The organism is Amycolatopsis nalaikhensis (assembly GCF_030264295.1).
GTDB classification, from domain to species: domain Bacteria; phylum Actinomycetota; class Actinomycetes; order Mycobacteriales; family Pseudonocardiaceae; genus Amycolatopsis; species Amycolatopsis nalaikhensis.
The window spans coordinates 2,475,481-2,501,259 of the sequence record NZ_CP127173.1; the positions used below are offsets into that span (position 1 = coordinate 2,475,481).

General features: G+C 71.1%; 28 protein-coding genes, 1 tRNA gene and 1 pseudogene. 13 read left to right on the top strand and 17 right to left on the bottom strand.

Annotation, left to right across the window (positions count from 1 at the left end; translation table 11 throughout):
• Position 1: 1 nt before the first annotated feature.
• Positions 2-628 (bottom strand): hypothetical protein, encoded by a 627-nt coding sequence (locus QP939_RS12240; protein ID WP_285456866.1) that lies wholly within the window; start codon positions 626-628, stop codon positions 2-4.
• Positions 629-785: 157 nt separating this feature from the next.
• Positions 786-1,604 carry an SDR family NAD(P)-dependent oxidoreductase gene (locus tag QP939_RS12245; protein WP_285456867.1) on the bottom strand — a complete coding sequence of 273 codons (819 nt, stop codon included), beginning with the start codon at positions 1,602-1,604 and terminating at the stop codon, positions 786-788.
• A gap of 141 nt (positions 1,605-1,745) precedes the next feature.
• On the opposite strand from QP939_RS12245, the gene QP939_RS12250 reads away from it, so the two are divergent.
• A complete protein-coding gene (locus tag QP939_RS12250; protein ID WP_285456868.1) occupies positions 1,746-2,546 on the top strand; it encodes a trypsin-like serine peptidase in 801 nt (266 codons plus the stop codon).
• 7 nt (positions 2,547-2,553) lie between these two features.
• Entirely contained in the window at positions 2,554-2,778 is a 225-nt protein-coding gene (locus QP939_RS12255) for an RNA-binding S4 domain-containing protein (protein WP_285456869.1), read from the top strand.
• Here the strand turns inward: QP939_RS12255 and QP939_RS12260 are convergent.
• Positions 2,775-3,716, bottom strand: coding sequence for an Ldh family oxidoreductase (locus tag QP939_RS12260; protein ID WP_285456870.1), 942 nt, complete (start codon positions 3,714-3,716; stop codon positions 2,775-2,777). The two genes, QP939_RS12255 and QP939_RS12260, sit on opposite strands and share 4 nt — an antisense overlap.
• 102 nt (positions 3,717-3,818) lie before the next feature.
• Here QP939_RS12260 and QP939_RS12265 point away from each other — a divergent pair, with 102 nt between their 5' ends.
• Both QP939_RS12265 and QP939_RS12270 read left to right on the top strand, forming a co-directional pair.
• Entirely contained in the window at positions 3,819-4,100 is a 282-nt protein-coding gene (locus tag QP939_RS12265) for a DUF2277 domain-containing protein (RefSeq protein WP_285456871.1), read from the top strand.
• A gap of 31 nt (positions 4,101-4,131) precedes the next feature.
• On the top strand, positions 4,132-4,971 hold the full coding sequence (locus tag QP939_RS12270; protein WP_285456872.1) for a patatin-like phospholipase family protein: 840 nt from the start codon (positions 4,132-4,134) through the stop codon (positions 4,969-4,971).
• Between the two features lie 7 nt (positions 4,972-4,978).
• Here the strand turns inward: QP939_RS12270 and QP939_RS12275 are convergent, their stop codons facing one another.
• The gene (locus tag QP939_RS12275) at positions 4,979-5,614 is read right to left on the bottom strand and encodes a gamma carbonic anhydrase family protein (RefSeq protein WP_285456873.1); all 636 of its coding nucleotides are present in this window, start codon (positions 5,612-5,614) and stop codon (positions 4,979-4,981) included.
• A gap of 121 nt (positions 5,615-5,735) precedes the next feature.
• Between QP939_RS12275 and QP939_RS12280 the strand changes: the two genes are divergently transcribed.
• A tRNA-Ser gene (locus tag QP939_RS12280) sits at positions 5,736-5,822 on the top strand.
• A gap of 33 nt (positions 5,823-5,855) precedes the next feature.
• Here QP939_RS12280 and QP939_RS12285 read toward each other — a convergent pair.
• Positions 5,856-6,329: a MarR family winged helix-turn-helix transcriptional regulator gene (locus QP939_RS12285; RefSeq protein WP_285456874.1), complete on the bottom strand. Its 474-nt coding sequence runs from the start codon at positions 6,327-6,329 to the stop codon at positions 5,856-5,858.
• 636 nt (positions 6,330-6,965) lie between these two features.
• Between QP939_RS12285 and ypfJ the strand changes: the two genes are divergently transcribed.
• Positions 6,966-7,898 carry a KPN_02809 family neutral zinc metallopeptidase gene (gene ypfJ / locus QP939_RS12290; RefSeq protein ID WP_285456875.1) on the top strand — a complete coding sequence of 311 codons (933 nt, stop codon included), beginning with the start codon at positions 6,966-6,968 and terminating at the stop codon, positions 7,896-7,898.
• A gap of 78 nt (positions 7,899-7,976) precedes the next feature.
• On the opposite strand, the gene QP939_RS12295 is transcribed toward ypfJ, so the two are convergent.
• Entirely contained in the window at positions 7,977-9,518 is a 1,542-nt protein-coding gene (locus QP939_RS12295) for a M28 family metallopeptidase (RefSeq protein WP_285456877.1), read from the bottom strand.
• A gap of 82 nt (positions 9,519-9,600) precedes the next feature.
• Here QP939_RS12295 and QP939_RS12300 point away from each other — a divergent pair, with 82 nt between their 5' ends.
• On the top strand, positions 9,601-10,578 hold the full coding sequence (locus QP939_RS12300; RefSeq protein ID WP_285456878.1) for an NAD(P)H-quinone oxidoreductase: 978 nt from the start codon (positions 9,601-9,603) through the stop codon (positions 10,576-10,578).
• Here the strand turns inward: QP939_RS12300 and QP939_RS12305 are convergent.
• On the bottom strand, positions 10,575-11,774 hold the full coding sequence (locus QP939_RS12305; protein ID WP_285456879.1) for a cysteine desulfurase-like protein: 1,200 nt from the start codon (positions 11,772-11,774) through the stop codon (positions 10,575-10,577). The genes QP939_RS12300 and QP939_RS12305 overlap by 4 nt on opposite strands.
• Positions 11,775-11,908: 134 nt before the next feature.
• Here QP939_RS12305 and QP939_RS12310 point away from each other — a divergent pair, with 134 nt between their 5' ends.
• A complete protein-coding gene (locus QP939_RS12310) occupies positions 11,909-12,490 on the top strand; it encodes a bacterial proteasome activator family protein (RefSeq protein WP_285456880.1) in 582 nt (193 codons plus the stop codon).
• Between the two features lie 58 nt (positions 12,491-12,548).
• On the opposite strand, the gene QP939_RS12315 is transcribed toward QP939_RS12310, so the two are convergent.
• The 3 genes from QP939_RS12315 to QP939_RS12325 are packed head-to-tail and all read right to left on the bottom strand — an operon-like array spanning position 12,549 to position 15,403.
• Positions 12,549-13,685, bottom strand: coding sequence for an epoxide hydrolase family protein (locus QP939_RS12315; protein WP_285456881.1), 1,137 nt, complete (start codon positions 13,683-13,685; stop codon positions 12,549-12,551).
• Positions 13,686-13,688: 3 nt separating this feature from the next.
• Positions 13,689-14,660, bottom strand: a complete 972-nt coding sequence (locus tag QP939_RS12320; protein WP_285456882.1) for a spore coat protein — start codon at positions 14,658-14,660, stop codon at positions 13,689-13,691.
• Positions 14,657-15,403, bottom strand: coding sequence for a cytidylyltransferase domain-containing protein (locus QP939_RS12325; RefSeq protein WP_285456883.1), 747 nt, complete (start codon positions 15,401-15,403; stop codon positions 14,657-14,659). Before QP939_RS12325 ends, QP939_RS12320 begins: the two co-directional genes overlap by 4 nt.
• A gap of 40 nt (positions 15,404-15,443) precedes the next feature.
• Here QP939_RS12325 and pseB point away from each other — a divergent pair, with 40 nt between their 5' ends.
• Positions 15,444-16,427: a UDP-N-acetylglucosamine 4,6-dehydratase (inverting) gene (gene pseB, locus QP939_RS12330; RefSeq protein ID WP_285456884.1), complete on the top strand. Its 984-nt coding sequence runs from the start codon at positions 15,444-15,446 to the stop codon at positions 16,425-16,427.
• Positions 16,420-17,550 (top strand): DegT/DnrJ/EryC1/StrS family aminotransferase, encoded by a 1,131-nt coding sequence (locus QP939_RS12335; protein WP_285456885.1) that lies wholly within the window; start codon positions 16,420-16,422, stop codon positions 17,548-17,550. The genes pseB and QP939_RS12335 overlap by 8 nt, the downstream gene beginning before the upstream one ends.
• Here the strand turns inward: QP939_RS12335 and pseI are convergent.
• From pseI to QP939_RS12355, 4 genes are read right to left on the bottom strand one after another with little or no spacing between them, the layout of a single operon-like run.
• Positions 17,547-18,602, bottom strand: coding sequence for a pseudaminic acid synthase (gene pseI / locus QP939_RS12340; protein ID WP_285456886.1), 1,056 nt, complete (start codon positions 18,600-18,602; stop codon positions 17,547-17,549). The genes QP939_RS12335 and pseI overlap by 4 nt on opposite strands.
• Before the next feature lie 4 nt (positions 18,603-18,606).
• Positions 18,607-19,125, bottom strand: a complete 519-nt coding sequence (pseH, locus tag QP939_RS12345; RefSeq protein ID WP_285456887.1) for a UDP-4-amino-4,6-dideoxy-N-acetyl-beta-L-altrosamine N-acetyltransferase — start codon at positions 19,123-19,125, stop codon at positions 18,607-18,609.
• Positions 19,122-19,556, bottom strand: a complete 435-nt coding sequence (locus QP939_RS12350; RefSeq protein WP_285456888.1) for a hypothetical protein — start codon at positions 19,554-19,556, stop codon at positions 19,122-19,124. The genes pseH and QP939_RS12350 overlap by 4 nt, the downstream gene beginning before the upstream one ends.
• Before the next feature lie 31 nt (positions 19,557-19,587).
• Entirely contained in the window at positions 19,588-20,214 is a 627-nt protein-coding gene (locus tag QP939_RS12355) for a glycosyltransferase family 29 protein (RefSeq protein ID WP_285459724.1), read from the bottom strand.
• A 144-nt stretch (positions 20,215-20,358) separates the two neighbouring features.
• Here QP939_RS12355 and wzm point away from each other — a divergent pair.
• The 3 genes and pseudogenes from wzm to glfT1 all read left to right on the top strand — a co-directional run bounded on the left by wzm (position 20,359) and on the right by glfT1 (position 23,034).
• A pseudogene (wzm, locus tag QP939_RS12360) lies at positions 20,359-21,307 on the top strand (galactan export ABC transporter permease subunit Wzm/RfbD).
• Positions 21,308-21,310: 3 nt separating this feature from the next.
• Positions 21,311-22,126, top strand: a complete 816-nt coding sequence (gene wzt, locus QP939_RS12365) for a galactan export ABC transporter ATP-binding subunit Wzt/RfbE (protein WP_285456889.1) — start codon at positions 21,311-21,313, stop codon at positions 22,124-22,126.
• Positions 22,126-23,034, top strand: a complete 909-nt coding sequence (gene glfT1, locus QP939_RS12370) for a galactofuranosyltransferase GlfT1 (protein ID WP_285456890.1) — start codon at positions 22,126-22,128, stop codon at positions 23,032-23,034. Before wzt ends, glfT1 begins: the two co-directional genes overlap by 1 nt.
• Here the strand turns inward: glfT1 and QP939_RS12375 are convergent.
• From QP939_RS12375 to QP939_RS12385, 3 genes are read right to left on the bottom strand one after another with little or no spacing between them, the layout of a single operon-like run.
• Positions 23,028-23,996, bottom strand: coding sequence for a hypothetical protein (locus QP939_RS12375; RefSeq protein WP_285456891.1), 969 nt, complete (start codon positions 23,994-23,996; stop codon positions 23,028-23,030). The two genes, glfT1 and QP939_RS12375, sit on opposite strands and share 7 nt — an antisense overlap.
• Positions 23,993-24,415 carry a UCP033725 family protein gene (locus tag QP939_RS12380; RefSeq protein WP_285456892.1) on the bottom strand — a complete coding sequence of 141 codons (423 nt, stop codon included), beginning with the start codon at positions 24,413-24,415 and terminating at the stop codon, positions 23,993-23,995. The genes QP939_RS12375 and QP939_RS12380 overlap by 4 nt, the downstream gene beginning before the upstream one ends.
• Positions 24,399-25,778, bottom strand: coding sequence for a hypothetical protein (locus QP939_RS12385; RefSeq protein WP_285456893.1), 1,380 nt, complete (start codon positions 25,776-25,778; stop codon positions 24,399-24,401). Before QP939_RS12385 ends, QP939_RS12380 begins: the two co-directional genes overlap by 17 nt.
• Between the last annotated feature and the right edge of the window lies 1 nt (position 25,779).

The following is a 25,779-nucleotide window of genomic DNA, read 5'->3' on the forward strand; positions in this document are numbered from 1 at the left end:
CTCAGCGCCGGATCGTCGTCGTCTCCGCGCGGTAGTCGTACTGCTGCATCATGCTTTCCGCGACGTTCACCCAGGCCTGGACCGGGTTGGTCGACGTCGGTGTCGGCGAGGGCAGGTCCGCGCGCGCGTCCGCCTCGTCGTCCGCCGCCTTTTTCTTCTTCGGCTGCGGTTTCGCCTGCACCTGAACCTGTTTCGGCTTTTCCGGCACCGGCACGTACACCGTCGTCGGGGCCGGGACGGCCACCGGGGCCTGCGGGGGCGGGGCCGGCGTCTCGACCGCGACGGCGGGGCGCGCGTCCAGCTGCGCCACGTCGTCGGCCGGGGCGGGCGCGAACAGGCCGCCGGAGAGCATCCCGCCGCCCAGCCAGCCGACCGCGACGAGCAGCACCGCGGCCCCGCTGCCGAGCCACGTGCGCGCCCGCCGCCGGATCACCACCGACTTCGGGCGCAGGTCCTGGTCGCACACCGGCGGCCGGGTGTAGATCGGCTCGGCGGGCGGGTCCGCGTCGTCACCCGTGCGGCGGCGCCGGGGCAGGCTCGCCGCCACGATGCCGGTGCGGTCCAGCAGTTCCACCGCGGTGCGGTCGCTGGACGGACGGGTCGCACTGCGCTGTGCGGTGCGAAGCATCGGGGACCTCCGGTACGGGGCTCGCGGACCCCACGCATTCTGGACCATTTCGGACGGTGCTGTCAGAAACGCAACTCCATTGAGTGACGCACAAGGCCGTCCAGAGTGTCCCAACGCCGTGGTTCGGGGCCAGCGGCTTCGCCCGAACGTCGCAAGGTCAGCTTTCCATCCGCTTCAACCCCATCCGGGCCAGCACGGCCAGCGGCCGCTGGTAGGCCGAGCCCAGCACGCGCGGAATGGCGTCGATGACGTAGGCGTCCGGCCCGATGAGGATCCGCGCCGACTTCCGTTCGATGCCACGCAGGATCGTCCGCGCCGCCTGCTCCGGGGTGGTCTTCGCGATCCGTTCGAAGCTCTTCGCGGCCACCCCCTGGTCGTCGGCGAGGCTTCGCGCGTTGCGCACGATGTTGGTTTTGATCCCACCGGGGTGCACGCAGCTCACCGCGACCGGGTGCCGCGCGATCAGCATTTCTTCGCGCAGGGCTTCGGTGAACCCGCGGACCGCGAACTTCGCCGCGTTGTACGCGCTCTGCGTCGGCACGCCGACGAACCCGAACACGCTGGAGATGTTGACGACGTGCCCGTCGCCGGAGGCGATCAGGTGCGGCAGGAACGCCTTCGTCCCGTTCACGACGCCGCCGAGGTTGATCCCCATCAGCCAGTCGTAGTCCTCGAACGTCATTTCCTCGACGGTCGCGCCGAGCGCGACGCCCGCGTTGTTCACGACGACGTTGACGCGCCCGAACTCCTCCGCGACCTCTTCGGCGTGGGCGAGGACGGCGGCCCGGTCGGCGACGTCGAGGGTGTAGGCGCGGGCGTTGTCACCGGCGAGCTTGGCCGTCTCCGCCGCGTTCGCGGTGTCGACGTCGGAGAGGACGACCCGCGCACCGCGTCGCGCGAACTCGCACGAGAGCGCCCGGCCGATGCCCGACCCCGCCCCGGTGACCACCACGACCTTGTCCGCGAACCGCTTCATCGCTTCTCCCGCCCTAGGGTGTTACTCCGGAGTTACGGATACTAGCGGCTGTGAGCTTGCTGTGGGTGCGCTCGTTGTGTCGGTCCGACGTCTTATGGTGATCTGGTCGGAGCCGGGCGACCGAGGGCGGACGAGGAGGCGATGCGCGTGCGGCGGCCAGCCGTCCTGCTCAGCGTCGCCGTGATCCTGCTGCTCGGCGCGGCTTTCGTCGTATTCGTCGCCACCCGCCCGGCGCGGCTCGCGGACGCGACGACGCCGGTCACCGCGGAGGCCGTCCCGGCCGCGACGCCCGACCTGCCAGCGGTGTCCAGCCCCGCCGTCGGCGCGCTGTTCATCGAAGGCGCGCACTACTGCACGGCCAGCGTCGTGCACAGCCAGCAGGGTGACGTCCTGCTGACCGCGGCCCACTGCATCCACGACGGCGAGGGCGGCGGCTACCTCACCGGCGTCACGTTCGCGCCCGGCTACCACGACGGCGTCGCGCCGTTCGGCTTCTGGACGGTGTCCGACGAGCTCGTCGCGCCCGGCTGGAGCGAGTCGTCGGACCCGGACCTCGACGTCGGCTTCGCGACCGCGCACCAGGCGGGCGCGAAGGCGTCCCTGGAGAGCCTGGTCGGCGCGAACACCCTGGCCACGGGCAGCGACTTCGAGCAGGCCATCACCCTGACCGGCTATCCGGACGACGCCGAGGAGCCCGCGGTCTGCCAGAACACCACGAGCAGGCAGGACACCTACCAGCTGAAGGTGGACTGCGCGGGCTTCCCGACCGGCACCAGCGGCGGCCCGTGGGTCACCGGCCAGGACCCGAAGACCAAGCTCGGCACGGTCATCGGCGTCATCGGCGGCTACGAGTACGGCGGCGACGACCCGGACACGTCGTACTCGAGCTACTTCGACACGGACGTCCAGGCCCTCTACCGGCAGACGACCGCCCGGGCATGATGCGGGTATGACTGATCCCGTCGACGTCCCGATCACCGGCGAACCGATCCGCCTCGGCCAGTTCCTCAAGCTGGCGGGCCTCGCCGAAGACGGCTCCCACGCGAAGGACCTGATCGACGCGGAGGAGGTCGAGGTCAACGGCGAGGTGGAGACCCGCCGCGGCCGCCAGCTGACCGACGGCGACGTCGTGGCGGTCGGCAAGGACCGCGGGCGGGTCGTCCTGGTCCGCTAGCCGACGCTGGTGAGCGGCGGCAGGCCGAGCGACGCGGCCAGCGCGTCCAGCTCCCGCCGCACCGGCCCGGCCAGCGGCACGCCCAGCGCCCGGCACTGCTCCAGGTGCTGGGCCTCGCGCCAGCCCGGGTAGCGGATCGGCGTACCGCCCTCCCAGCCGAGCATGCTGCCGAACAACGCGCTCGCCGCGCGGTAGAAGCCGTCCGCGCTGCGCAACGTCGTCGGGGCGATCGCCAGCACCAGCAGCCCCGTGTCGTGCTCGTGGTCGGCGACGCCGGAGAGCACGCCGGCGAGGACCTCCACCAGCAGCGTCAGCCCCGCCGCGTCCGGACCGGGCTGGTCCATGTCGAAGACGAACTCCGGGTACGCGCCACCCGGCGCGGCCATGCCCAGCGGGTTCATCGGCCTGCCGGGTTCGCCGCCCGCGGCGAGCACCAGCCCGATCATCGCGTGCGGCAGCGCCCGCGCGGCGTGGTGCCCGGCGCGGCCGAACGGCCCGACCCCGCGCATCGAAACCAGGCCGACGCCGAAGCGGCCGGCCCGCGTCACCGCGCGGTCCATCGCGTCGCCGACGGCCCACAGCCCGGGTCCGCGGCGGTAGTCGATCAACGCGGCGGCCCCGCGGTCGGCGATCATCAACGGCTCGGCGTGCGGCACGACGAGCCCGTTCTTCAACAGGGGCAAGTGGATCCGGGTCAGCTCGGCGACGCCGGTCTCGGGCGAACCGGTCAGGTCGCCGTGGCAGAGCGCCTCCGCCGCGATGCGCGCGCGGGCTTCCGGGAGGCCGTGCGCGGCGAAGACGTGTGCCACGAGGGTGACCAGCTCGTCGGCCCGCACGCGCGGCCAGGCCTGTTCCGGGATCGGGGTTTCCGGGGGTTCTTCTTCGAGGATGCCGGGTTCGGGGCGGGCGGAGCGGAAGGGACGCGGTCTGAGAGGCACTTCCCCGACATTGCCCAAGCCGCGGTTCGGGCGTCAACGAGGTTCGGCCGGGCCTACCCGACCGTGTGATCGGGACGTCCGAAGAGTCGTACCCTGGGCGGCATGTGCCGAAACATCACCACCCTCCGGGGGCTCCAGCCGGCCGCGACGGGCGAGGAGATCGAGGCCGCGGCCCGCCAGTACGTCCGCAAGGTGACCGGCGTGCAGTCGCTGTCGGACGCCACGCGCGAGCCGTTCGAAGCCGCGGTCGCCGAGATCGCGGAGATCACCACGCGGCTGCTGGAGCAGCTGCCCGAACGCCGTCAGCCGCCGGCCACCGTGCCGCCGCTGCGCCGCCCCGAGGTCCGGGCGCGGATCGCGGCGCAGGCGCTCAAGCGCCCGTAAAACTGTCGGACCCCGTCGCTAGGCTGCCCGCATGGGCGGACAGGCATTGGTTTTGGGTGGCGGCGGGGTCGCCGGGATCGCGTGGACGACGGGGCTGCTCGCGGGGCTGGCCGAGCACGGCCAGGACCTGACGGGCGCGGACCTGCTCGTCGGGACGTCGGCGGGCTCGGTCGTCGCCGCGCAGGTGACGAGCGGGGTGCCGCTCGACGAGCTCTTCGCGCGGCAAGCCGATCCGGCGCGGCAGACCGCCGAGATCCCGGCGAACATCGACTTCGAGAAGTTCGCCGCCGACTTCGGCGGCGCGGTCACCGGCTCGGCCGACCCCGCGGAGGTCCGGCGCGCGGTCGGCAAGCTCGCGCTGGCGGCCGAGACGGTGTCCGAAGTGGACCGCCGCGCGGTGATCGAGGCCCGGCTGCCGTCGCACGACTGGCCGGAGCAGCGCCTGGTGATCGTGGCGGTGGACGCGGAGACCGGCGAGCCGCGCAAGTTCGACCGCGCGTCCGGGGTGTCCCTGGTCGACGCGGTGGCCGCGAGCTGCGCGGTCCCGGGCGTCTGGCCGGCGGTGACGATCGGCGGCAGGCGCTACGTCGACGGCGGCGTCCGCTCGGCCGAGAACGCGGACTACGCGAGCGGCTGCACGCGGGTCACGGTGCTCGCGCCACTGGGCGTCGACGGCCCGCTGCCCATGGAGAAACCGTTGCCCGAGGTGCTCGACGACCTGCGCGCGGCGGGCGCGGAGGTCGCCCTGGTCACCCCGGACGAGGCGTCGGTGGCGGCGATCGGCGAGAACCCGCTCGACCCATCGGTCCGCACCCCGGCGGCCGAAGCGGGCCGCGCACAGGGCGCGGCGCTCACGTTGAGCTGGACCTAGGGCCGCGTCAGGCAAGCACCTCATCGTCCGCGTGCGTGCCGAACTCGGCGACGCGCACCTCCGCGATCTGCTCGTACCGGCTGATCCGGTCGGTCCACTCCGCGTCCACACCGAACGCCACCTGGGCGAAGCCCACCCGGCTGACGGCCTCGGCCAAGCCCGGGTCGCCGGGGGCCAGCAACCGCACCGGCGCGTCAAGGGCCACGGTGTGCGGCGGCACGAAGTACTCGTCCGGCAGAACAGTGCGCGCATGGACGAGCGCGCCGACGGCGACAACCGAGCCGGCCCCCAACCGCGCGCACTGCAGAACCGTCGCCGCGGTCGCCACGTAGACGCACCTGCCGACCTCGCAGCCCAGCAGTGTGGCCTGCGGCCCCACGAAGACGTGGTCGCCGACGAGCACCGACTGATCGCCGGCGACCGCGGACCCGCGCAGCACCGCGTTTTCGCAGATCACCGCCGCCTCCCCGGCCTCGATCCGAGACCCGCCGGCATCGAGCACGGCACCGTACATCACCCGCGCCCTCGGCCCCAAGCGGACATCGCCGACCAGCGTGGCCGTCGGAGCGACGTAGGCGGTGGGATGGACCTGGGGTTCCTGCCCGCGATGCCGGATACGGATCCCCTGCGGTTCAGCGATCATGAGCGGATGTTCGCTCGACCGACCGGGAGCGTGCTGGCGGGTTTCCGACATCGCGTTCGTCGAGACCGGCCGACCCGGCCCGGGTTGCCCGCGAGGTCCGTCGGCTACCCTCGTGGGCAGGGGTAGCGTGTCCGAGCGGCCGAAGGAACATGTCTTGAAAACATGCGAGGGGGCAACCTCTCCGTGGGTTCGAATCCCACCGCTACCGCACTGAGGGCCCCGGGCGCGGCCGCGCCCGGGCTCAGCCCTCGACCTTCGTCAGGTGGTCCAGCACCCGCTCGAACGCGGCGGCGATCGTCGCCTGCTCCTGCGGGCTCAGCAGGTCGATGAGGTGCTCGCGGACGCCCTCCACGTGCGTCGGCGCCGCCGTCTCCAGCAGGGCTTTGCCTTCGGGGGTCAGCTCGGTGATGACGCCGCGCTTGTCCTCCGGGTCGCGCACGCGCCGGACCAGTCCCGCCTCCTCGAGCCGCCCGACCTGGTGCGACAGCCTGCTCTTCGTCGAGCCCATCAGCACCGCCAGCTCCGACATCCGCATCCGCTGCTCGGGCTGGAACTCCAGGCACACGAGGACTTCGTAGTCGGTCAGGGACACGTCGTGCCGGTCGGCCAGCTCGCGGTGCAGCCGCTGCCGCAGCCGGAGGGTCGCCACGATGTAGGAGCGCCACGCCGCCATCTCGGCTTCGTTCAACCAACGCACAGGCCGCTCCTCGGTCATAAGGCAGCGTAGAACGTTGATCAAGGGATCGCGCGGTCCGAGTCCGATCCGGCGGCGGGCGCGAAATGGTGTCGCAACATCGCCCGAAGGTGGGGTTACGAAAAGGTTGAGACTCGGCCGGAAAAGGCGCATTCTGCTTGTCGGTGGATGGTCGGCCAGGGTATGCGGCGCGACGACGGCGACGTGCCGGCCCGGCTCCCCGCCAGGGAAGGTCAGGTGGTTGCGTGGAGGGTGATTTTCGCGGTTGACCGCCAGCTGCGTCCCCGCGACCGGAACGGACATCTACCGGGTCGGTCGTGATTGAGGGTTGTTTTGGTTAGGCCGGCGTGCCCCGCGCACTGACGCGAGGCGAGTCGAGAAGTCATGCGCCGGCCGACGGCAGAACAATCCTCACCGTGAACAGCTTCATGAGCGCGGGCTTCCATGCGTTCACGCATACGGCGTCGATCGGGCCTGGATCGCGTCACGGCCTCGGCAGCCGTGACCACAGCGCCTGAACGCCGGCCCGGAAGCGGCCAACCGCTCGGACAAAGACACAACCTCGGTACAAAGCCTGGGTGCGGCCGACAGCGCGATGGCCGCACCCAGGCTCGTGTCCGGACGGTTGATCGCCGCGTAGCCGGATACCATCTGCGCGTGAGGTTCGACGACGACGCCGGCCTGGACGCCTCCGAGGTCCAGGACCTGCGCGGTAGCGGTGGTGGCGGCGGCATCGGCGGCCGCGTGGCGCTCGGCGGTGGCGGGCTCGGTGTGGTGGGCCTGATCATCTACTTCGTGCTGTCCCAGCTCGGCGGGGTCAGCCTCGGCGGTGGCAGCGGGAGCGCGCTCGGCGGCGGGCTCGGCGGCGTCGGGTCCGGCCAGCAGGTCGACAACTCGAAGCTCGCGAGCGAGTGCAAGACGGGCGCGGACGCGAACAAGAACCACGACTGCGCCATCGTCGCGATCGTCAACTCCGTCCAGGACTACTGGACGCAGCAGTTCGCGCGCTCCGGCTCGACCTACCGGAAGGCGCCGACGAACTTCTTCAACGGCGGCGTGCGCACCGGCTGCGGCAGCGCCACCTCCGACACCGGCCCGTTCTACTGCCCGGCCGACTCCGAGGTCTACATCGACCTGTCGTTCTTCGAAGAGCTGAAGACCCGCTTCGGCGCGCAGGGCGGCCTGTTCACCGAGGCGTACGTCCTCGCCCACGAATACGGCCACCACGTGCAGAACCTGCTCGGCACCTCGCGCAAGGGCACGGGTACCGGCCCGACGTCCGGCTCGGTGCGCCTCGAGCTGCAGGCCGACTGCTACGCGGGCGTCTGGGCCAACCACGCCTCGACGACGCCGACCGAGAGCGGCAAGCCGCTGATCACCGACGTCACCCAGGACGACGTCGCGTCGGCGCTGGACACCGCGTCCCGCATCGGCGACGACTACATCCAGGAGAAGCTCGGCGGCGGCCAGGTCGACCGCTCGAAGTTCACCCACGGCACGTCCGCGCAGCGCAAGAAGTGGTTCACCACCGGCTTCCAGACCGGCGAACCGGCCCGCTGCGACACCTTCGGCACCAACAACCTGGGCTGAAGGGGACTTTCGTCTCATCAGACGCGGTGAAGGGGACGTTCCTCGCATCAGATGCCAGGAACGTCCCCTTCAGCTCGTTCAGGCGGTCAGCGCGTGCGGGTCGCCCGCCACGGCGTGCGTGGTGAGGGACCGCTGGGCCGAGCGCTTCTGCGCGGTCAGCGACTTCGCCGCGGCCTGGCCGGGCTTGACGCCGTTGATGCTCTCGGTGCTCGTCGCGTAGACGCCGAGGGCCCAGGCGACGCCGTCCGCGTTGCGGTCGAGCGCGACGCGGTCGACGTTGCCCAGGTTGTCGCAGGCCTGGTGGTAGCACGGGTCGAACGCGATGCCGGCCGTGCCGCCCCACTTCGCCGCCTGCGCCTCGGTCTTCAGCACCTCGGCGCCGGTGTCCAGGCCGCCGGCCGGGATGCCGACGGCGATGAACTCGCCGTAGTCCGAGCGGCCGGTGAAGTCCGTGCCCTCGACCGAAACGCCCTTCGCGGCCTGCATGAAGTCCACGAACGTCTTCTCGATCTGCGCCGAGCCGTACGGGCCCGCGCCCGCGCCGACGCCGTCGGAGTTGTCGCCGTCGTAGGCGAAGTAGCCGGCGTTCGGCGAGCCGATCATGTCGAAGTTCAGGTACAGCGCGATGTCGAGCTGCTGGTCGAAGCTCAGCTGGTCGACGTAGAAGGTCGAGCCGATCAGGCCGAACTCCTCCGCGCTCCAGAAGCCGAAGCGGACGCCGTTGTTGACCTTCGGGCTGCTCCCCAGCTGCAGCGCCGTCTCGAGCAGCGCGGCCGAGCCGGTGCCGTTGTCGTTGATGCCGGGGCCCGCCGGGACGCTGTCGAGGTGCGCCCCGAGCATCACGACGTTGTCCTTGCGCCCGGTCTTGGTCTCGGCGATGACGTTGTAGCTGGTCCGCGCTTCCTGGAAAGTCCGCAGCTCCAGCGTCACGTTCTGCCCGCCGAGCGTGGCCAGCTGCGCCCCCGCGGCCGCCGTCACGCCCCCGGTCGGGATCTTCGCGTTCTCCGGGCCGCCGAGCGTCCCGTTCAGGTCGCCGTCGGTGTTGTTGTAGACGATGGCGCCGACCGCCCCCGCGGCCGCGGCCGTCTGCTGCTTCTGCGCGAACGAGCAGCCGCCGCGCTTGATCAGCGCGATCTTGCCCGCGACGTCCGCGGTGTAGTCGGTGGCCTCGCAGCCGCTGGTGTCGTCGACCGCGACCACGGACAGCGGCGCGGTGATGCCGCCGACCGGCGTCGAAACGGTGTACTCCATGGCGATCACCGGGACGTCGGCGCCGCCCGCGGTCAGCTTCTCGGCCAGGGTTTCCGAATAGGTGAACGGGAACTCCTGGCGGGTCACCTGGAAGCCGGCCGCTTCGAGCTTCGTCGCGATGTACTCGGCGGACTTCGCGTGGCCGTCGGTGCTCGCCGCCCGCGTGCCGCCGTTGGTGTCGGCGATGCGCTGGAGGGCGATCAGGTGCCGGTTGACGCCGTTGGCGTCGACCTTCTTGACGAGTTGTTTCGCGAGGGCGGGACCGTCGGGGACCGTGTTCGCCGCGGCGGCCGGGGTCAGTCCGAGCGCCAGCGTCGCGCAGGCGGCGATGGCCACCGGCGGGAGGGTTCTCTTTCGGAAGAGTGACATGGTTGCTCACCTTTGTTCCGAATGCGAAGCCCGTCAATGCGTCATTCGGCGGGACCTTCACCCGCCGGTATACAGTCGACACATGTACGCGATCACCATCCGTGAACCAGGTGACCCGGACGTTCTCGAGTGGACGGAGGTCGCGGATCCGCGCCCCGGCCCCGGCGAGGTGCTGCTGGACGTCGCGGCGAGCGCGGTGAACCGGGCGGACCTCCTGCAGCGGCAGGGCAACTACCCGCCCCCGCCCGGCGCCAGCGACGTCCTCGGCTTGGAGTGCTCCGGCACGATCGCCGAACTCGGCGAAGGCGTCGAAGGCTGGACCGTCGGTGACGAGGTCTGCGCGCTGCTCGCGGGCGGCGGCTACGCGGAGAAGGTCGTCGTCCCGGCCGGGCAGCTGCTGCCGGTGCCGGGCGAGGTCGAGCTGCTCGCCGCGGCCGGCCTGCCCGAGGTGGCGTGCACGGTGTGGGCGAACGTCGTGATGCACGCGAAGCTCGCCGAGGGCGAGGTGCTGCTGGTCCACGGCGGCGCGGGCGGCATCGGCACGCACGCGATCCAGGTCGGCAAGGCGCTCGGCGCGACGGTCGCGGTCACCGCGGGCTCGGCGGACCGGCTCGAAAGCTGCCGCCAGCTCGGCGCCGACCTCACGATCAACTACAAGGAAGAAGACTTCGTCGAGGTCCTCAAGAAGGAGACCGGCGGCGCGAACGTCATCCTCGACAACATGGGCGCGTCGTACCTGAAGCGCAACGTCGACGCGCTGCAGCCGGACGGGCGCCTGGTGATCATCGGCATGCAGGGCGGCGTCAAGGGCGAGCTGAACGTCGGCGCGCTGCTCGGCAAGCGGGCTTCGGTGTTCGCGGCCGGCCTGCGCTTCCGCCCGCTGGACCAGAAGGCGGCGATCGTCGCCGACGTCCGCGAGCGCCTGTGGCCGCTGGTCGAGCAGGGCTCGGTCAAGCCGATCATCGGGCAGGTCGTGCCGATGGCCGAAGCCGCGTCCGCGCACCGGGCCATGCACGAAGGCTCGGTGTTCGGGAAGATCCTGCTGGCCGCGAAGTCTTAGCGGAGTTCTTCGAGGACGCGCACGAGCTGGTTGATCTCGAAGACGTTGGAGTAGTGGGCGAGCCCGATCCGCACGGCGCCGCCCACTTCTCCGACGCCGAGTGAGGCGAAGACGCCCGCTGTCCCGTCGTCGGCGAAGGCGCACAACCCCTGCGAAGCCAGGTACTCGGCGACTTCGGGCGCCTTCTTGCCCGCGACGGCGAAGGCGAGCGCGGGAATGCGGCGCATGGCGTTGCCGATGACCATGATGTGCCGCAGCGACAGCAGTTCCGTCGACAGCTGGGCGAGCAGCCCGGCGTGGTAGGACTTCGCCGAGCCGAGCGAGGTGACGAGCCGTTCGCGGCGCGACCCGCTGGCGGCGTCGTCGAGACCGGCGAGGTAGTCGATCGACGCGATCAGCCCGGCCAGCAGCGGGTAGGCGTGCGGGCCGAGCTCGAGCCGGGCGGCCCCGCGCGCCATCGGGTCGAGGGAGACCGACGGGATCCGGTCGATCAGCTCGGGGTCCCGGAAGACGAGCGCGCCGACCGAAGGCCCGCCCCACGCCTGCGCGGACACGACCATGACGTCGGCGCCGAGCGCGTTGATGTCCAGCGGCAGGAACGGCGCGGCGTAGGTGGCGTCGACGACGACGAGCGCACCGACCCGCTTGGCGAACTCGATGATGGTCGGCACGTCCGGCCGGGTCCCGACGGACCCGGACGCGAGCGTGACGGCGACGGCCTTGGTGCGCGCCGAAACGAGCTGCTCGTACTGCCACGCGGGCAGTTCGCACGTTTCAATGTCGATCTCGCCCCAGCGCACGACAGCCCCGACGCGTTTCGCGGCCCGCTGCCACGGCGCGAGGTTGGCCTGTTCGTCGAGCCGGGACACGACGACTTCGTCGCCTATCGTCCAGCGCTCGGCGAGCGCGTCGCAGAGGCGGCGCAGCAGCACGGGCGCGCTGGGCCCGAGCACGACGGCGGCCGGGTCGGCCCCGACCAGGTCGGCCACGGCCCGGCGGGCCGCGGTCACGATGCTTTCCGCGCGCTGTGAGGCCGGAAACGCTCCGCCCGGCCCGGACACCGGGGCGCGCATCGCCGTGGAAACGGCCGAAGCGACCTGTTCCGGTACCAGCATTCCGGCGGCGCCGTCGAAGTGAATCCAGCCGTCACCCAGCGCGGGAAAGAGCCCACGGATACGAGCGACGTCGAACGCCATGGGGACACCGTACGGACGTGCGGTTTCGCCGCGCGTCCGGGGTTGGGTGGAGAGGCACCGGGAACCCGCGGAGCCGCTACGCTCGGAGACGGACACCCCTCGGGTGTCGCGGAGCGTGGCGAACGCGAGCCAGGATGGAGCACATGACCGAGCCGAACTTTGGGGAATCGGGCACAGCGGGTGACCCCGGCCACGAATCTTCACCCCACGTGGTGGTCGTCGGGCCGGACGGAACCCCGGTGGGCGCGGCCAAGCTGCCGACGGAGGAGAACTCCGAGTCGGTCGGCGACCTCGTCGAAGAGCCGGCGAAGGTGATGCGGATCGGCACGATGATCAAGCAGCTGCTGGAGGAGGTCCGGGCGGCCCCGCTCGACGACGCCTCGCGGAACCGGGTCCGGGAGATCCACCAGACGTCGGTGAAGGAGCTCGCGGCTTCGCTGGCCCCGGAGCTGCAGGACGAGCTGGAGCGGCTGGTCCGCCCGTTCACCGATGATTCGACGCCTTCCGACGCGGAGCTGCGGATCGCCCAGGCACAGCTGGTGGGCTGGCTCGAGGGCCTGTTCAGCGGAATCCAGACGGCGCTGTTCGCCCAGCAGATGGCGGCCCGGGTCCAGCTCGAACAAATGCGGCGCGGGCTGCCCGCCGGCCCTTCCGGGGCCGCCGGGCACGGGCATGACCACGGGCCCGGGATTTCGGGGACCGGCCAGTACCTCTGAGACGTTGCCGCGGGGTTGTCCACAGACCGGAGGGCATGTGGACAACCCCTGTGGACAACTACAGCTCCCGGAAGAACTTCCGGATGTCGCCGATCAAGGCGTCCGGTTCCTCCAGCGCCGGGAAGTGCCCGCCCCGCGGGAACTCCGTCCACTGCACGATCCGGTCCGTCCGCTCGGCCAGCTCCCGGATCGGCAGCCCGATGTCGTCCGGGAACACCGCCACCCCCGTCGGGACGTCGTTGCGCGGCGGCGGGGCTCCCCAGCCGCCGGTCAACGCCGCGTACAGGCGGGCCGACGAGTTCGCCGTCTCCGTGAACCAGTAGATCGACACGTCGGCCAGCAGGTCGTCGCGGTCGATGAGGTCGGCCGACGTGTTCGAGAACGACCGGAACTTCTCCGCGATCCACGCCAGCTGGCCGGCCGGTGAGTCGTGCAGGCCGTACGCCAGCGTCTGCGGCTTCGTCGCCTGGATCATCGCGTAGCCCGTGCCCGACGCCGCGAACGCCTGGCCCTTCTCCAACGACCGGCGCCCCCGCTCCTGGTCCGAAAGCCCCTCGAGGTCGGCGGGCGTGCGGACCACCGCCGACGCCAGCATCGTCACGTGGATCCCGAGCAGCCGCTCGGGGAACTGGACCGCCAGCTCACGCGAGATGATCGCGCCCCAGTCGCCGCCGTGGGCGCCGAACCGCTCGTAGCCCAGCTCCGTCATCAGCGCCGCGAACACGCGCGCCATCCGGTCCGGGCCCCAGTCCGGCGTCGGCGTCGGGCCCGAGAAGCCGTAGCCCGGGATCGACGGGACCACCACCGTCAGCGCGTCCGCCGGGTCGCCGCCGTACGCGCTGGGGTCCGTCAGCGGCCCGATCACGTCCAGGAACTCCACGACCGAGCCCGGCCAGCCGTGCGTCAGCAGCACCGGCGTCGCGTCCGGCTCGGGCGACACCACGTGCAGGAAGTGCACCTTCGTGCCGTCGATCGACGTCGTGAACTGCGGGAACGCGTTGATCCGCTCCTCCTGCGCCCGCCAGTCGAAGCCCGTCCGCCAGTACTCGGCCAGCTCGCGGACGTAGTCGACGGGCGCGCCGAGCCGCCACCCCGCGTCGGCGGGCTGGTCCGGCCAGCGGGTGTTGGCGAGGCGCGCGCGAAGGTCGTCGAGGTCGGCTTGCGGGACTTCGATGCGGAACGGTGTGGGCGTCATACCTCAACGATAGGGAGAATCGCGGACAGATCCGGTCCGCGATTCCAGCTGATCGAGCACCCGGTCGACGCCGAGTCCGTCCACTGTGGACGACGCGGTGGCCGAGAGCGAGCCGCGGAGGTCGGCGTCGGAAAGCAAGGCTCGCAAGGTCGACGTCACCGACGTGAGGTCGAGGGTGTCCGCGTGGCCGAGCCCTACCGCCAACCCCAGGTCCAGGGCCGCGCGGTAGCCCGTCTCCTGGTTGTCCACCAGCTGCACCGCCGCCGTCGGGACGCCGAGGCAGCACAGCTCCACGAACGTCACCCCCGACGCGCTCACCGCGACGTCCGTCGTCGCCATGACGTCCAGCAGCGCCGGGCTCGGCGGCGACAGGCGGATCGTCTGGCCTGGCAGGAGCGAAGGCAGCGAAGGCTCTCCGCGCACGAAGGCGTCCGCCACGAAGGGCAGCTCCGTGTCGCGAAGCGCGCGAAGCAGCAACCCCACTGTCGTCGCCCACTCCGCGCCGCCGCCGAGGACGACCGTGACGTGCGTTGGAGGCCCAGAAGGCTTCCGACGCGTACGCCGCACAACGTCCCGAAGCGGCGCGTACGCGATCCCTCGGAGCAGGAGGTCCGAGCCGTCGTCCGGCCGCGGGGCGGGCGCGAACCCCGAGTCCACGACGATGTCGGCGGGACGGCGGCCGAACACGTCGTCCTCGATCGAGACCAGCAGCGCTCCGGCCGCGTTGACCTCCTTGCGCAGGTCGCCGAGGCCGTAGTGGTCGACGATGACCGCGTCGAACCCCTCGGGGTCGAAGGGCACGCGCGAAACGCCCAGCTCGTCGAACTGCGCCGCGAGCCACTCCGCGTTCTCGACGCCGCCGGAGAAAGCCACCTCCCAGCCCCGGGCCACCGCCCGCTCGGCGTACGCAACCATCCGCGCGACGTGCCCGGCGCCGATGGCCGCCGACGCGTCCGCGCGCAGCAGCACCCTCACTTGCCGACCTTCTTCTGCTCGACGCGCGCGTTCAGCGCCACCAGGTCGGGCCGCGACCGCAGCAGCGCGACCACCGCCCGCCAGTCGCCGACGCGGTCGCCCAGCTCGGCCGCGATCGCGGTCAGCAGCTCCCAGTCCTCGGCCGTGTCGAGCGTGACGCGCAGGTCGTCCGCGGGCGGGCTCACCACGACCCCGGTGCAGGAGTACCGCAAGGGCTGCGAATAGATGCCCGATGTCACGTGCTCGCGGTCCGCGCCGGTCGCCGAGGCGACCTGCTCGGCCAGCACGTCGGCGCGCACCAGCTCGGCGTCGAAGCCGCGCGGCAGCGTCCGGACCAGCGTCGTGCTCAGGTAGTCCAGCGTCGGCTGGGCGCGCCACAGCGTCGCGAGCTGGCCGATCAGGGCCGGATCCAGTAACGGGCAGTCCGCGGTGAGCCTGATCACGGCGTCCGCGGGGTGCTCGCGCAACGCCACCGCGAACCGGCCGAGGACGTCGTCGAGCGGGCCGCGGACCACCGCGGCGCCGCAGCGGGTGGCCTCCAGGGCGACGGCGTCGTCCGAAGGGTCCGAAGAAGTCGCGACGATGACCTGGTCGACGCCAGGAGCGGCCGCCGCGGCCCGGACCACCCAGCCCAGCACGCTGCGGCCGGCCAGCGGGCGCAGCACCTTGCCGGGCAGCCTCGTCGACGACGACCGGGCCTGGATGACGGCGTTGACAACGGGCGCTCCACGCATGGGTGACATGATGGCCGACGGCAACCCACCCGAAACGCGGAGGTCAACGATGTCCGAGCTGGATGGCTCCAGCATCCTGCTCACCGGCGGGACCGGTTCCTTCGGCAAGGCGTTCATCGCCCACGCGCTGGCCGAGCTGAACCCGAGCCGCCTGGTCGTGCTCTCCCGCGACGAGCTGAAGCAGTACGAGACGCGCCAGCTGTTCGGCGACGACCCGCGGCTGCGCTGGTTCATCGGCGACATCCGCGACCGGCGCCGGCTCGAGCGCGCCATGCACGGCGTCGACTACGTCGTGCACGCCGCCGCGCTCAAGCAGGTGGACACCGGTGAGTACAACCCGTTCGAATTCGTCCAGACCAACGTCATGGGCTCGCAGAACGTGATCGAGGCGGCGATCGACACCGGCGTCAAGAAGGTCGTCGCGCTGTCGACGGACAAGGCGTCCAGCCCGATCAACCTCTACGGCGCCACCAAGCTGTGCGCCGACCGGATGTTCATCAGCGGCAACCACTACGCGGCCGCGCACGTGACGCGCTTTTCCGTGGTCCGCTACGGCAACGTGATGGGCTCGCGCGGCAGCGTGATCCCGTTCTTCCGCAAGCTGGCCGAGCAGGGCGAGTCGCTGCCGATCACGCACAAGGAGATGACCCGCTTCTGGATCACGCTCCCCCAGGCCGTGCGGTTCGTCGTCGACTCCTTCGACCAGATGCACGGCGGCGAGCTGTACGTGCCGCGGATCCCGAGCATGCGGCTGGTCGACCTGGCGCAGGCGATCGCGCCGGGCAGCGACATGCACGAGGTCGGCATCCGCCCCGGTGAGAAGCTGCACGAGGAGATGATCGCCCCCGACGACGCGCGCCGGACGGTCAAGCTCGAGGACCGCTACGTCGTCCAGCCGCACCTGGCGGGCTGGGGGTACGAGCCGCCCGCCGACGGCACGCCGATGCCGGAGGGCTTCGCCTACCGCTCGGACACGAACGACCTGTGGCTGAACCCGGACGAGCTGCGCGAACTGGTCGAGCAGTATGCCTGACTTCCTCCCCTACGGCCGCCAGTCGATCAGCGACGAGGACATCGAGGCCGTCGTCGGCGTGCTGCGCGGGGACTGGCTGACGACCGGGCCCGCGGTCCAGCGGTTCGAGTCGGACCTCGCGGCGCACACCGGCGGGACTCCGGCCGTCGCCGTCACCTCGGGCACCGCGGCCCTGCACGTCGCGTACGCGGCCGCTGCGATCAAGCCGGGCGACGAGGTCGTCGCCTCGCCGATGACGTTCGTGGCGACGGCCGCCGCGGCCGCACTGCACGGCGCGAAGGTGGTTTTCGCCGACGTCGAGGCGGACACCGGCAACCTGGACGTCGAGGCCGCGCGAGCCGCGGTGAGCGAGCGGACGAAGGTCGTCGCCGCCGTCGACTACGCCGGGCACCCCGCCGAGCTGGACAAGCTCGGCGAAATCGCCCACGACGCGGGCGCGCTGCTGCTGGAGGACGCGGCGCACTCCGTCGGCGGCTCGTGGCACGGCCGTCCGGTGGGCTCGATCGCCGACCTGACGACGTTCTCGTTCTTCCCGACGAAGAACCTCACGACAGCCGAAGGCGGCGCCGTCGTCACGCCCGACGAGCACCTCCTGGACCGGGCGCGGAAGTTCCGCAACCACGGCCTGGTCCGCGACCGCGCCGAGCAGCGGTACCCGGACGAAGGCGGCTGGCACCAGGAAGTCCACGAGTTCGGCCTGAACTACCGCCTGCCCGACGTCCTCTGCGCGCTCGGCAGCAGCCAGCTCACCCGGCTCGCGGAGTTCAAGAAGCGCCGCGCCGAGATCCACGAGCGGTACAACGCGGCCCTCGCCGACCTCGACGGCGTGGCGACGCCGCCGAGCCGCGCGGGCGCCGACCCGGTGTGGCACCTCTACCCGCTGCGCGTCCTGGAAGGCCGTCGCCGCGCGTTGTTCGACCACCTGCGCGGCGTCGGCATCGGCGTCCAGGTCAACTACATCCCGGCCTACTGGCACCCGGTGTTCGAGGACCTCGGCTACCGGCGCGGCCTCTGCCCGAACGCCGAGGCGTACTACGAGCAGGAGCTGTCGCTGCCGCTGTTCCCGGCCATGACCGACGCCGACGTCGACCGTGTGGTCGACACCGTGCGCGCGTTCTTCTAGACCAGGTCCCAGGTCAGGGGCGTGCCCTTCGCGGCGTCGACGCGGAAGGTGCGCCCCAGCACGGCCGTGATCTCGGCCGGGGCGAGCCCGCCCGCGGGCCGGATCGAGCGGACGTTCTCCGGCGTCACGAGGTCGCCCGCGCGGACGTCCTCGACGACGTAGAGCGAGCGCCGGAACCGCAGCCCCTCGGCCTCGCTGGCCCGCGGGCCGAGCACCGGCTCGCCCAGGGCTTCCCAGGCGCGGTGCGTCTCGGTGACGAGCGCGGCCAGCTCGGCCGGTTCGAGCGAGAAGTCCGAGTCGACGCCGCCGTCGCCGCGGGAGAGCGTCACGTGCTTCTCGATCGCCACCGCGCCCAGCGCGACGGCCGCGACCGGCGCGCCGATGCCCGGCGTGTGGTCGGACAGGCCGACGAGCGTCTGCGTCAGCCCGGCCAGCAGCGGCAGGCCGCGCAGGTTGCTCTCGCGGGGCGACGCCGGGTAGCTCGCGGTGCAGCCGAGCACGATCAGCTGGTCGTTGCCCGCCTCCCGCGCGGTGCGGACGGCGGCGTCGATCTCCGCGACGTTCGCCATGCCGGTGGAGATGACCAGCGGCTTGCCGGTCCGCGCGCACAGCTCGACCAGCGGCAGGTCGACGATCTCCGACGACGCGATCTTGTACGCCGGCGCGCCGAGCGACTCCAGCAGCTCGACCGCGGTCGGGTCGAACGGGCTCGAGAAGATCTCCAGGCCGCGCGAGCGGGCGCGCTCGAAGAGCGGTTCGTGCCACTCCCACGGCGTGTGCGCCTTTTCGTACAGCTTGTACAGGTTTTCGCCGCCCCACAGCTCGTGGGTGTCGCCGATGCGGAACGCCGGGGTGTCGACGTCGATGGTGATCGTGTCGGGCCGGTAGGTCTGCAGCTTGACCGCCTGCGCGCCGGACTCGGCGATCGCGTCGACGATCTCCAGCGCGCGGCCGAGGTCGCCGTTGTGGTTGCCGGACATCTCGGCGATGACGAACGGCGGCTGCTCGGGTGAGACGACGTGGGCGCCGATGCGCACCTCGCTGGTCGTCATCGGGCTATCGCTTCCTTCCGGGACGGCGGTCGGCGGCCCGCAGCTCGGTCCAGACCACTTCGCGGGGCACGCCGTCGACGTCCCGAACATACCTGCGTGCCTCGGTGAAGCCGAACCGCTTGTGCAGCTGCAGCACTTGGCGGTTGTCGGCCAGGGTCGCGCCACCGACGACCTGGAGGCCGAGCTCGTCGAAGGCGTAGTCGACGGCCGCCTGCTCGAGCCGCAGCCAGGCGGCGAGCAGGTTCCGGCCCAAGCCCTCGTTGTCGAGGTAGAAGCCCCATTCGGCGCTTCCGGCGCCGGGGTCGATGTCGCTGAACAGCACGACCCCGGCCGGGGTGCCTTCGTGCAGGTAGACCAGCACCCGCCGGGTCGGGTCGGCGAGTGCTTTGGAGAACCACGCGCGGTGCTCGTCGGCACCGATCTCGTGGGTGGTGAAGCTCACCTGCCGGACCGCCGGGTGGTTGCGCCACCGGCGGATCCGGTCCAGGTCGGTTTCGTCCGCTTCGCGCAGAACGGCGGTCATTCGCCTGCCGGGACGCTGATCGAGTCCTCGAGCCGCCGCAGCCGGTCTTCGTAGCGGGAGATGCCGGCGAGCCGGACCCGGATCTGCGCGTGCTGCCGCTGGATCTCCTCGATCAGCGTGCGGGCCTCGGCCATCTCCGCCGAATCGGCCTTCGGCACCAGCGCCATCGACTCGCGCAGCGTCTCCAGGCGGCCTTCCTGCGCGGCCACGTGCGGGATCAGCCGGTCGAGCTCGGCGCGCGTCCAGCGGAGGTCGCCGCGGGCGTGCTCGAGGCCGTGCTCGGCGTTGTCCAGCCGCCGCCGGTGGTCGGCGGTGGCGTGCTCGAGGTCGTTGACGCGGGCCGCCAGGTCGCGGGTGCGCTCGTCGACGCGGAAGTCGATGAGCCGGGCGATCCGGTCGATCAGCCCTCTGCCGAGTTTCTGCACTGCCATGGGGTTCCTAACGTGGGGTGGGGACGCGCGTTCAGCGCAGGAGGGTGGTGTCGCCGGTCTTGGTCCAGGAGTCCAGCAGCCGCCCTTCGGCGGCGATCTGGTGCTCCGGGCCGACGATGCAGGAGTCGCCGGCGGCGTGCTCCCACGACGTCTGGTCCGGGTTGTCGATGAACGAGAACCCGGTGAGCACGAGCTGCGCCGTCGGGAACGACGTCCGCGCGATCCAGGCCGCCAGCGTGCCGGTGGTCGACCACGTCGGCTCGTCGCGCGTCGGCAGGCCCAGGGCGTCCGACAGCGGCAGCACGACCTCGCGGTTCGACACCGGGACCGCGCCGAGGTCGGCGGGCCACCAGCCCGGCAGGTCCTCCGGCTCCCAGTGCATCCGGCCGGGCTCGACCAGCAGGTAGAGGCGCTTGCGGTAGTCCTGGAAGACGTACGGCGTCGCCCGGATCGCCCGGTTGAACACCACCACGTGCGTCCGGCGGCCGACGATCTCCTCGCCGGGCTTGTCGACGACGAAGCCGTTGACCCGGATGACCAGGTCACAGGCGTCGACGGCCTTGGCGCGCTGGGGGTCGGGCGGGAGCGGCTGGTTTCCGACGACGGCCACCGAGCGGGGGTCCGGCCGGTCGGCGTAGGCCGCGAGCAGGTTGACCATCAGGCTCGCCGCGCCGAGAGCAGCAGTCATAAGCGGAGAAAGTACCAGCACGAAGGGCACACCCCGCCGCGTATCGGCCCTAAAGCTCTACCACACAGCCGGGGTGGCCCGGGCGGCGCGCACCCCATCGGTACCCTCGTCCACGTGCATGCCACCAGCACGGTTCAGGCCGCGGACTCACCCGTGACGACCTCGGCACCGCCGACGTCGGACAGCAAGACGTTCGCGCGTGCCTTCGCCGACATCAAGGCCGGTTTCCGCGCCCGCGAGCTTCTGGGGTCACCTGGGCTGGCAGGACATCAAGCAGCGCTACCGCCGCTCGGTGATCGGGCCGTTCTGGATCACGATCAGCCAGGCCGTCATCGCGCTCGGGCTCGGGCTGCTGTACTCGCAGCTGTTCAAGGTGCCCGTCGAGGTGTTCCTGCCCTACATCTCCACCGGCTTCATCATCTGGGGCTTCATCAGCGGCTGCCTCTCCGAAGGCATGGAGACGTTCATCGCGAACGAGGGGCTGATCAAGCAGCTCCCGGCGCCGCTGAGCGTGTACGTGCTGCGGACGGTCTGGCGGCAGACGCTGCTGCTGGCGCACAACATGATCGTCTACGTCGCGGTGCTGATCATCTTCTTCAACGCGCTCAGCAAGCCGTACTCGGTGAGCAACGGCGTGTGCGTGCCCGACGGCATCTGCCACCCGGGTCTGAGCTGGACCATCCTGCTGGCGATCCCCGGCTTCATCCTGCTGGCCCTGAACGCCGGCTGGGTGACGCTGCTGTTCGGCATCATCTCGACCCGCTTCCGCGACATCCCGCAGGTGGTCAACTCCCTGATCCAGCTGCTGTTCTACGGCACGCCGATCGTCTGGCCGGTCGACCAGCTGCTCGCCGGCGGGCAGCGGTCGGGGATCTCGTGGATCCTGCCGATCGTCAAGGCGAACCCGCTCTACCACTTCATGCAGGTGATCCGCGCGCCGTTGCTCGGCCAGGACTTCTCCCCGGAGAACTGGATCGTCGTCGGCGCCATCACCGTCGTCGGGTGGGCGCTCGCGCTCGTCGCGATGCGCAACTACCGTGCCCGCGTCTCCTATTGGGTGTGACACATGGTTTCCATTGACGTTCACAACGCCTTCGTCGACTTCCCGATCTTCGACGCGAAGACCCGGTCGATGAAGAAGCGGGTCCTCGGCAAGGTCGGCGGCAAGATCGGCACCGACACGAAGGTGCCGATCATCGAAGCCCTGCACGACGTGACCCTGAACCTCCGCGAAGGCGACCGGGTCGGGCTCGTCGGGCACAACGGCGCCGGCAAGTCGACGCTGCTGCGGCTGCTCGCCGGGATCTACGAGCCGACCCGCGGGTCCGCGCGGATCCAGGGCAAGATCGCGCCGGTCTTCGACCTCGGCATCGGCATGGACCCGGAGATCTCCGGCGAGGAGAACATCATCATCCGCGGCCTCTTCCTCGGGATGACGGCCAAGGAGATGGAGAAGCGCGTCGACGACATCGCCGAGTTCACCGAGCTCGGCGACTACCTGCAGATGCCGCTGCGGACGTACTCGACGGGTATGCGCGTGCGGCTCGCGCTGGGCGTCGTCACCTCGATCGACCCCGAGATCCTGATCCTCGACGAGGGCATCGGCGCGGTCGACGCGGCGTTCCTCAACAAGGCGCGCGACCGCCTCAAGGACCTGGTGAAGCGCTCCGGCATCCTGGTGTTCGCCAGCCACTCGGACGAGTTCCTGTTCGAGCTGTGCGACTCGGCCATCTGGATGGACGAAGGCCACCTGAAGCAACAGGGTTCGCTGCGGGACGTCTTGACGTCGTACAAGGGCCGCGACCCCTTCGAGAACATGAGCAAGGAAACCCTGGAGCGCTTCGGCATCGAGCCGGTGGCGACGACGAACGGCGGGGAATGATGGCCAGCGAGACCCGGCAGCTGCCCGACGGCGCGGTCGTCGGCGTGGTCGTCACGCGGCACCGGCGCGAGCTGCTGGCGGACTCGCTGAAGGTCATCGCGGCCCAGACCCGGCCGGTCGACCACCTCGTCGTGGTCGACAACGGGCCGGACGACTCGGCCCGCGAAGTCGTCGAGAACTACCCGCTGCCGCACACGTACCTGCCGTCCCACCGCAACCTCGGCGGGGCGGGCGGGTTCGCGCTCGGCATGCTGCACGCGCTGTCGCTGGGCGCGGACTGGGTCTGGCTGGCCGACGACGATGGCCGTCCGGCCGACGAGAACGTGCTGGCGACCCTGCTGGCGGAGGCGGAAAAGCGGGACCTGGCCGAGGTTTCGCCGGTGGTGTCGAACATCGACGCGCCGGAGAAGCTGGCGTTCCCGCTGCGCCGCGGCCTGACGTGGAAGCGGTCGCAGTCCGAGCTGGGCGTCGACTTCCTGCCCGGCATCGCGTCCCTGATGAACGGCGCGCTCTTCCGCGCGTCCACTTTGGACGTCGTCGGCGTGCCGGACCTGCGCCTGTTCTTCCGCGGCGACGAGGTCGAGCTGCACCGGCGGCTGGTGCGTTCGGGGCTGCCGTTCGGCACGTCGCTGAAGGCGAAGTACCTGCACCCGGACGGTTCGGACGAGTTCAAGCCGATGCTGGGCGGCAAGTTCCACGCGCAGGACCCGGAGAACGAGGTCAAGCGCTACTACACCTACCGCAACCGCGGCTACCTGTTGTCGCAGCCGGGAATGCGCAAGATCGGCGCGCTGGAGATCGTCCGGTTCGGACTGTACTTCGTCGGCGTCAAGCGCGACCCGAAGGCGTTCCTGCAGTGGCTGAAACTGGTCCGCCAGGGCCGCGCGGAGAAGTTCTACCGCTACTGAAACTGCCCTTCGAGCGGCACCGGCACGGACTCGGTCCGGACGTCGGCGAGCTCGGCGGCGGGCACGGTCTGCCGCCAGACGCGGTAGTCCACTTCGGTCAGTCCGAGGTCGCGCGCGGTGAGGTAGTCCTCGTCGACCAGGTGCAGGTCGGCGGAGTCCCGCGTCCGGCCGAGGAGTTCGAAGGTCCCGCCGCGCCACCGGCACAGCGTCCGCACGAAGGTGAGTTCGTCGAGTTCGACCTGGTCGACGGCCTTCATCCGGAAGCCGTAGGTCTCCCCGAAGTCGGCGGGCGCGGGCGCACCGGGAAGCGGGTGCAGCACAACCCGGCCGGGCCCGGCGAACTCGGCGTCGAAATCGCCACCGCGGTAGCGGGCGGTGTAGCCGCGGCGCACCAACGGCGGCAGTGGCACGGGCGGCGGGAAGAACGTCGCTTCGCCGAACGCGTCCTTCTGCTCGGGGAGCCAGCCGACCTTCCGGCTGTGGTACTGGCCGAGCCGCTCTTCAGTGTTGTCGTTGCGGCGAACCCAGAGTTCCGCGCCCGCGGGGATTTCGATCAGCTGCAGGACGTATTCCGGTAGCGGGTGGTCGACGCCGGGGAAGTAGCCGGTCCCGAGGAACGGCGGCGGGAGGACGCGCGTGACGCCCAGTTCGGCGGCGATCTCCCGGTCGGAGGCGCCGTAGGAGGTGCGGAAGGGGAACGTGTGCCCGGCGGTGAACCGGAGCAGGTACAGCTCGTCGAGCGGGCCCCAGCCGGGGATCTTGGCGAGGCCGTAGTTCCGGACCATGGCGGCGGTGTCCAGCTCGACGACGTCCTCGAGGCGCCCGGCGAACCCCTGGACGCGGTGCGGCTCGAAGCGACCCGGGACGATGACGTTGCCGAGGTAGAGGCCGACCAGGCCCGGTTTGACCGGCAGCTGCACGATCGTACTGCCGAGGAGACCGGCGGGAGCGTCAGTACTCATCGGTTCTCCTGCCGTTCCCGCCAGGGACCGAGGCTGTCGATGCGGACCTCGTGGATGTCGGTGACCATGTGCTTCGGCACCGTGGCCTCGAAGGTGAACCGGTCCATCCGCTGGAACCGCACCTCGGGGTGCTCCTCCGGCTTGGCCCAGGTTTCGGCGAGCCAGTGCCCGTCGCCCTGCCCGACCACTCCGATGAAGTACGTGCCGTCTTCTTCGTGGTAGATCTCGAACTCGTGCTCGAGGAAGGTGCCGTACGTGCGGACGGTGTACCACTCGTCGAGGGCCGTGATCGGCACCAGCTCCCAAGGCGTGCCGTCGCGGTAGAGCTGCACGCTGGCAGGCACCCGGCTGGCAGCGCGGTGGACCTCACCTTGGTACACCGCGTACTCGGCAGGCGAAATCCTACGGCGTTCCGGCACTGGAGCCTCCTCGGCCACGTACGTCGAACCAACCCCGATCCGGCAGGTACACCCCGGCCAGGGACTCCGTCCCGTCCGCGTGGACGAGGTACATCTCGGCCCGGCCACCGTAGTCGGCGCGCGTCTGGATCCACTCCGGCACCCCGCCGCCGGTGTAACCCGTTCCGAGGAACGGCGGGTCCCACGGACGCGGCGCCGGCTGGCCGGAGAGAACCTGCATTTCGTGGGCGGTCCGGGCATCCGTTCCCCCATAACTGATCTCCATCGAGTTCGGGTCACCCGGATATCTGAGCTGGTACGCGTGCGGCGCACCGTCTTCGATCGGTGTCCACCCAGCGCCCTTGTCGTCCAGCGCGAGCTTGTCCCGGAATTCGCCCGGCGTTCCGTACTGGGCGGTGTCGCTGCCGCGCGCCACGGATCCGCCGACCTGCCCCGGATCGAATTTCTTGGTGTCGCCGCTGCTCACCTCGTCGTAGCTGGTCTTGTTCTGCAGCGTCGCTTCGGCCATTTCCGGCTTCACGACCTTCGTCATGATCTCGCCCGGGTTGGCCTTCAGCTCGTTGCGGACCGCCACGATCTCCGCGCGCTGGGCCGGGGTCAGCTGGTCCGTCGGCTTGAGGGTCATCGCCAGGTGCTGGTCCGGGTCGTAGCCCAGCCTGCCCGCCGCGTCGCGGATCTGGTTGTCCGTCGATGTCGGGCGCGTCTGCATCGACTGGCGGGTGTACTGGCCCTCCAGCTCGGCCGTCGTCGCGTGGTGGCCCTGGTTGTTGCGCATCCCACCGCCGCCACCCGGCGACGGTGGCATGGTGAAGTTGTCCGGCGGTGGGTTGCCGCCGCCACCTCCACCCGGCGGCGGGTTGTTGCCGCCACCGGCCGTCTTCGTCGGAGGGGCGTCGACCGGCTTGGCCGCCGACGCGATCGTGGCCGCGTTGTTCGCTTCCGTCGTCTGGTAGTGCTCTCGCACCGCCTTCGTGCGTGCTCCCGCGTCCTCGACCGCCTTGCCCGCGCGGGCGACGTGCTCCTTGGCCGCCGAGACCGTTCCGTTGAGCGTGCCCGTCATGCCCGCGCCGACCACGCCCATCGACTGGGCGCCGAAGTTCGCCCCGGCCACCGTCTGGCCGACCGCGTGGACCTTGTCCCTCGTGCGGCCGAGGTGGCCCTCCATCGTGCCGAGGGACTCCGTGTGCAGCGCGTACCCGCTGCCGTGGCCGCCACCGCCGGTGCTCGCGTGCGGTTCGTGCGCCGGGCGCGGCTCGGTGGGGTGCGGGCTCGGCGTCTCGTGGTGCGTCGGCGACGTGTCGACGTGGTGGGGCGTGCTCGTGTGGTGCGGGGTGCTCGTGTGCGTCGTGTGGTGGGTCGCCATG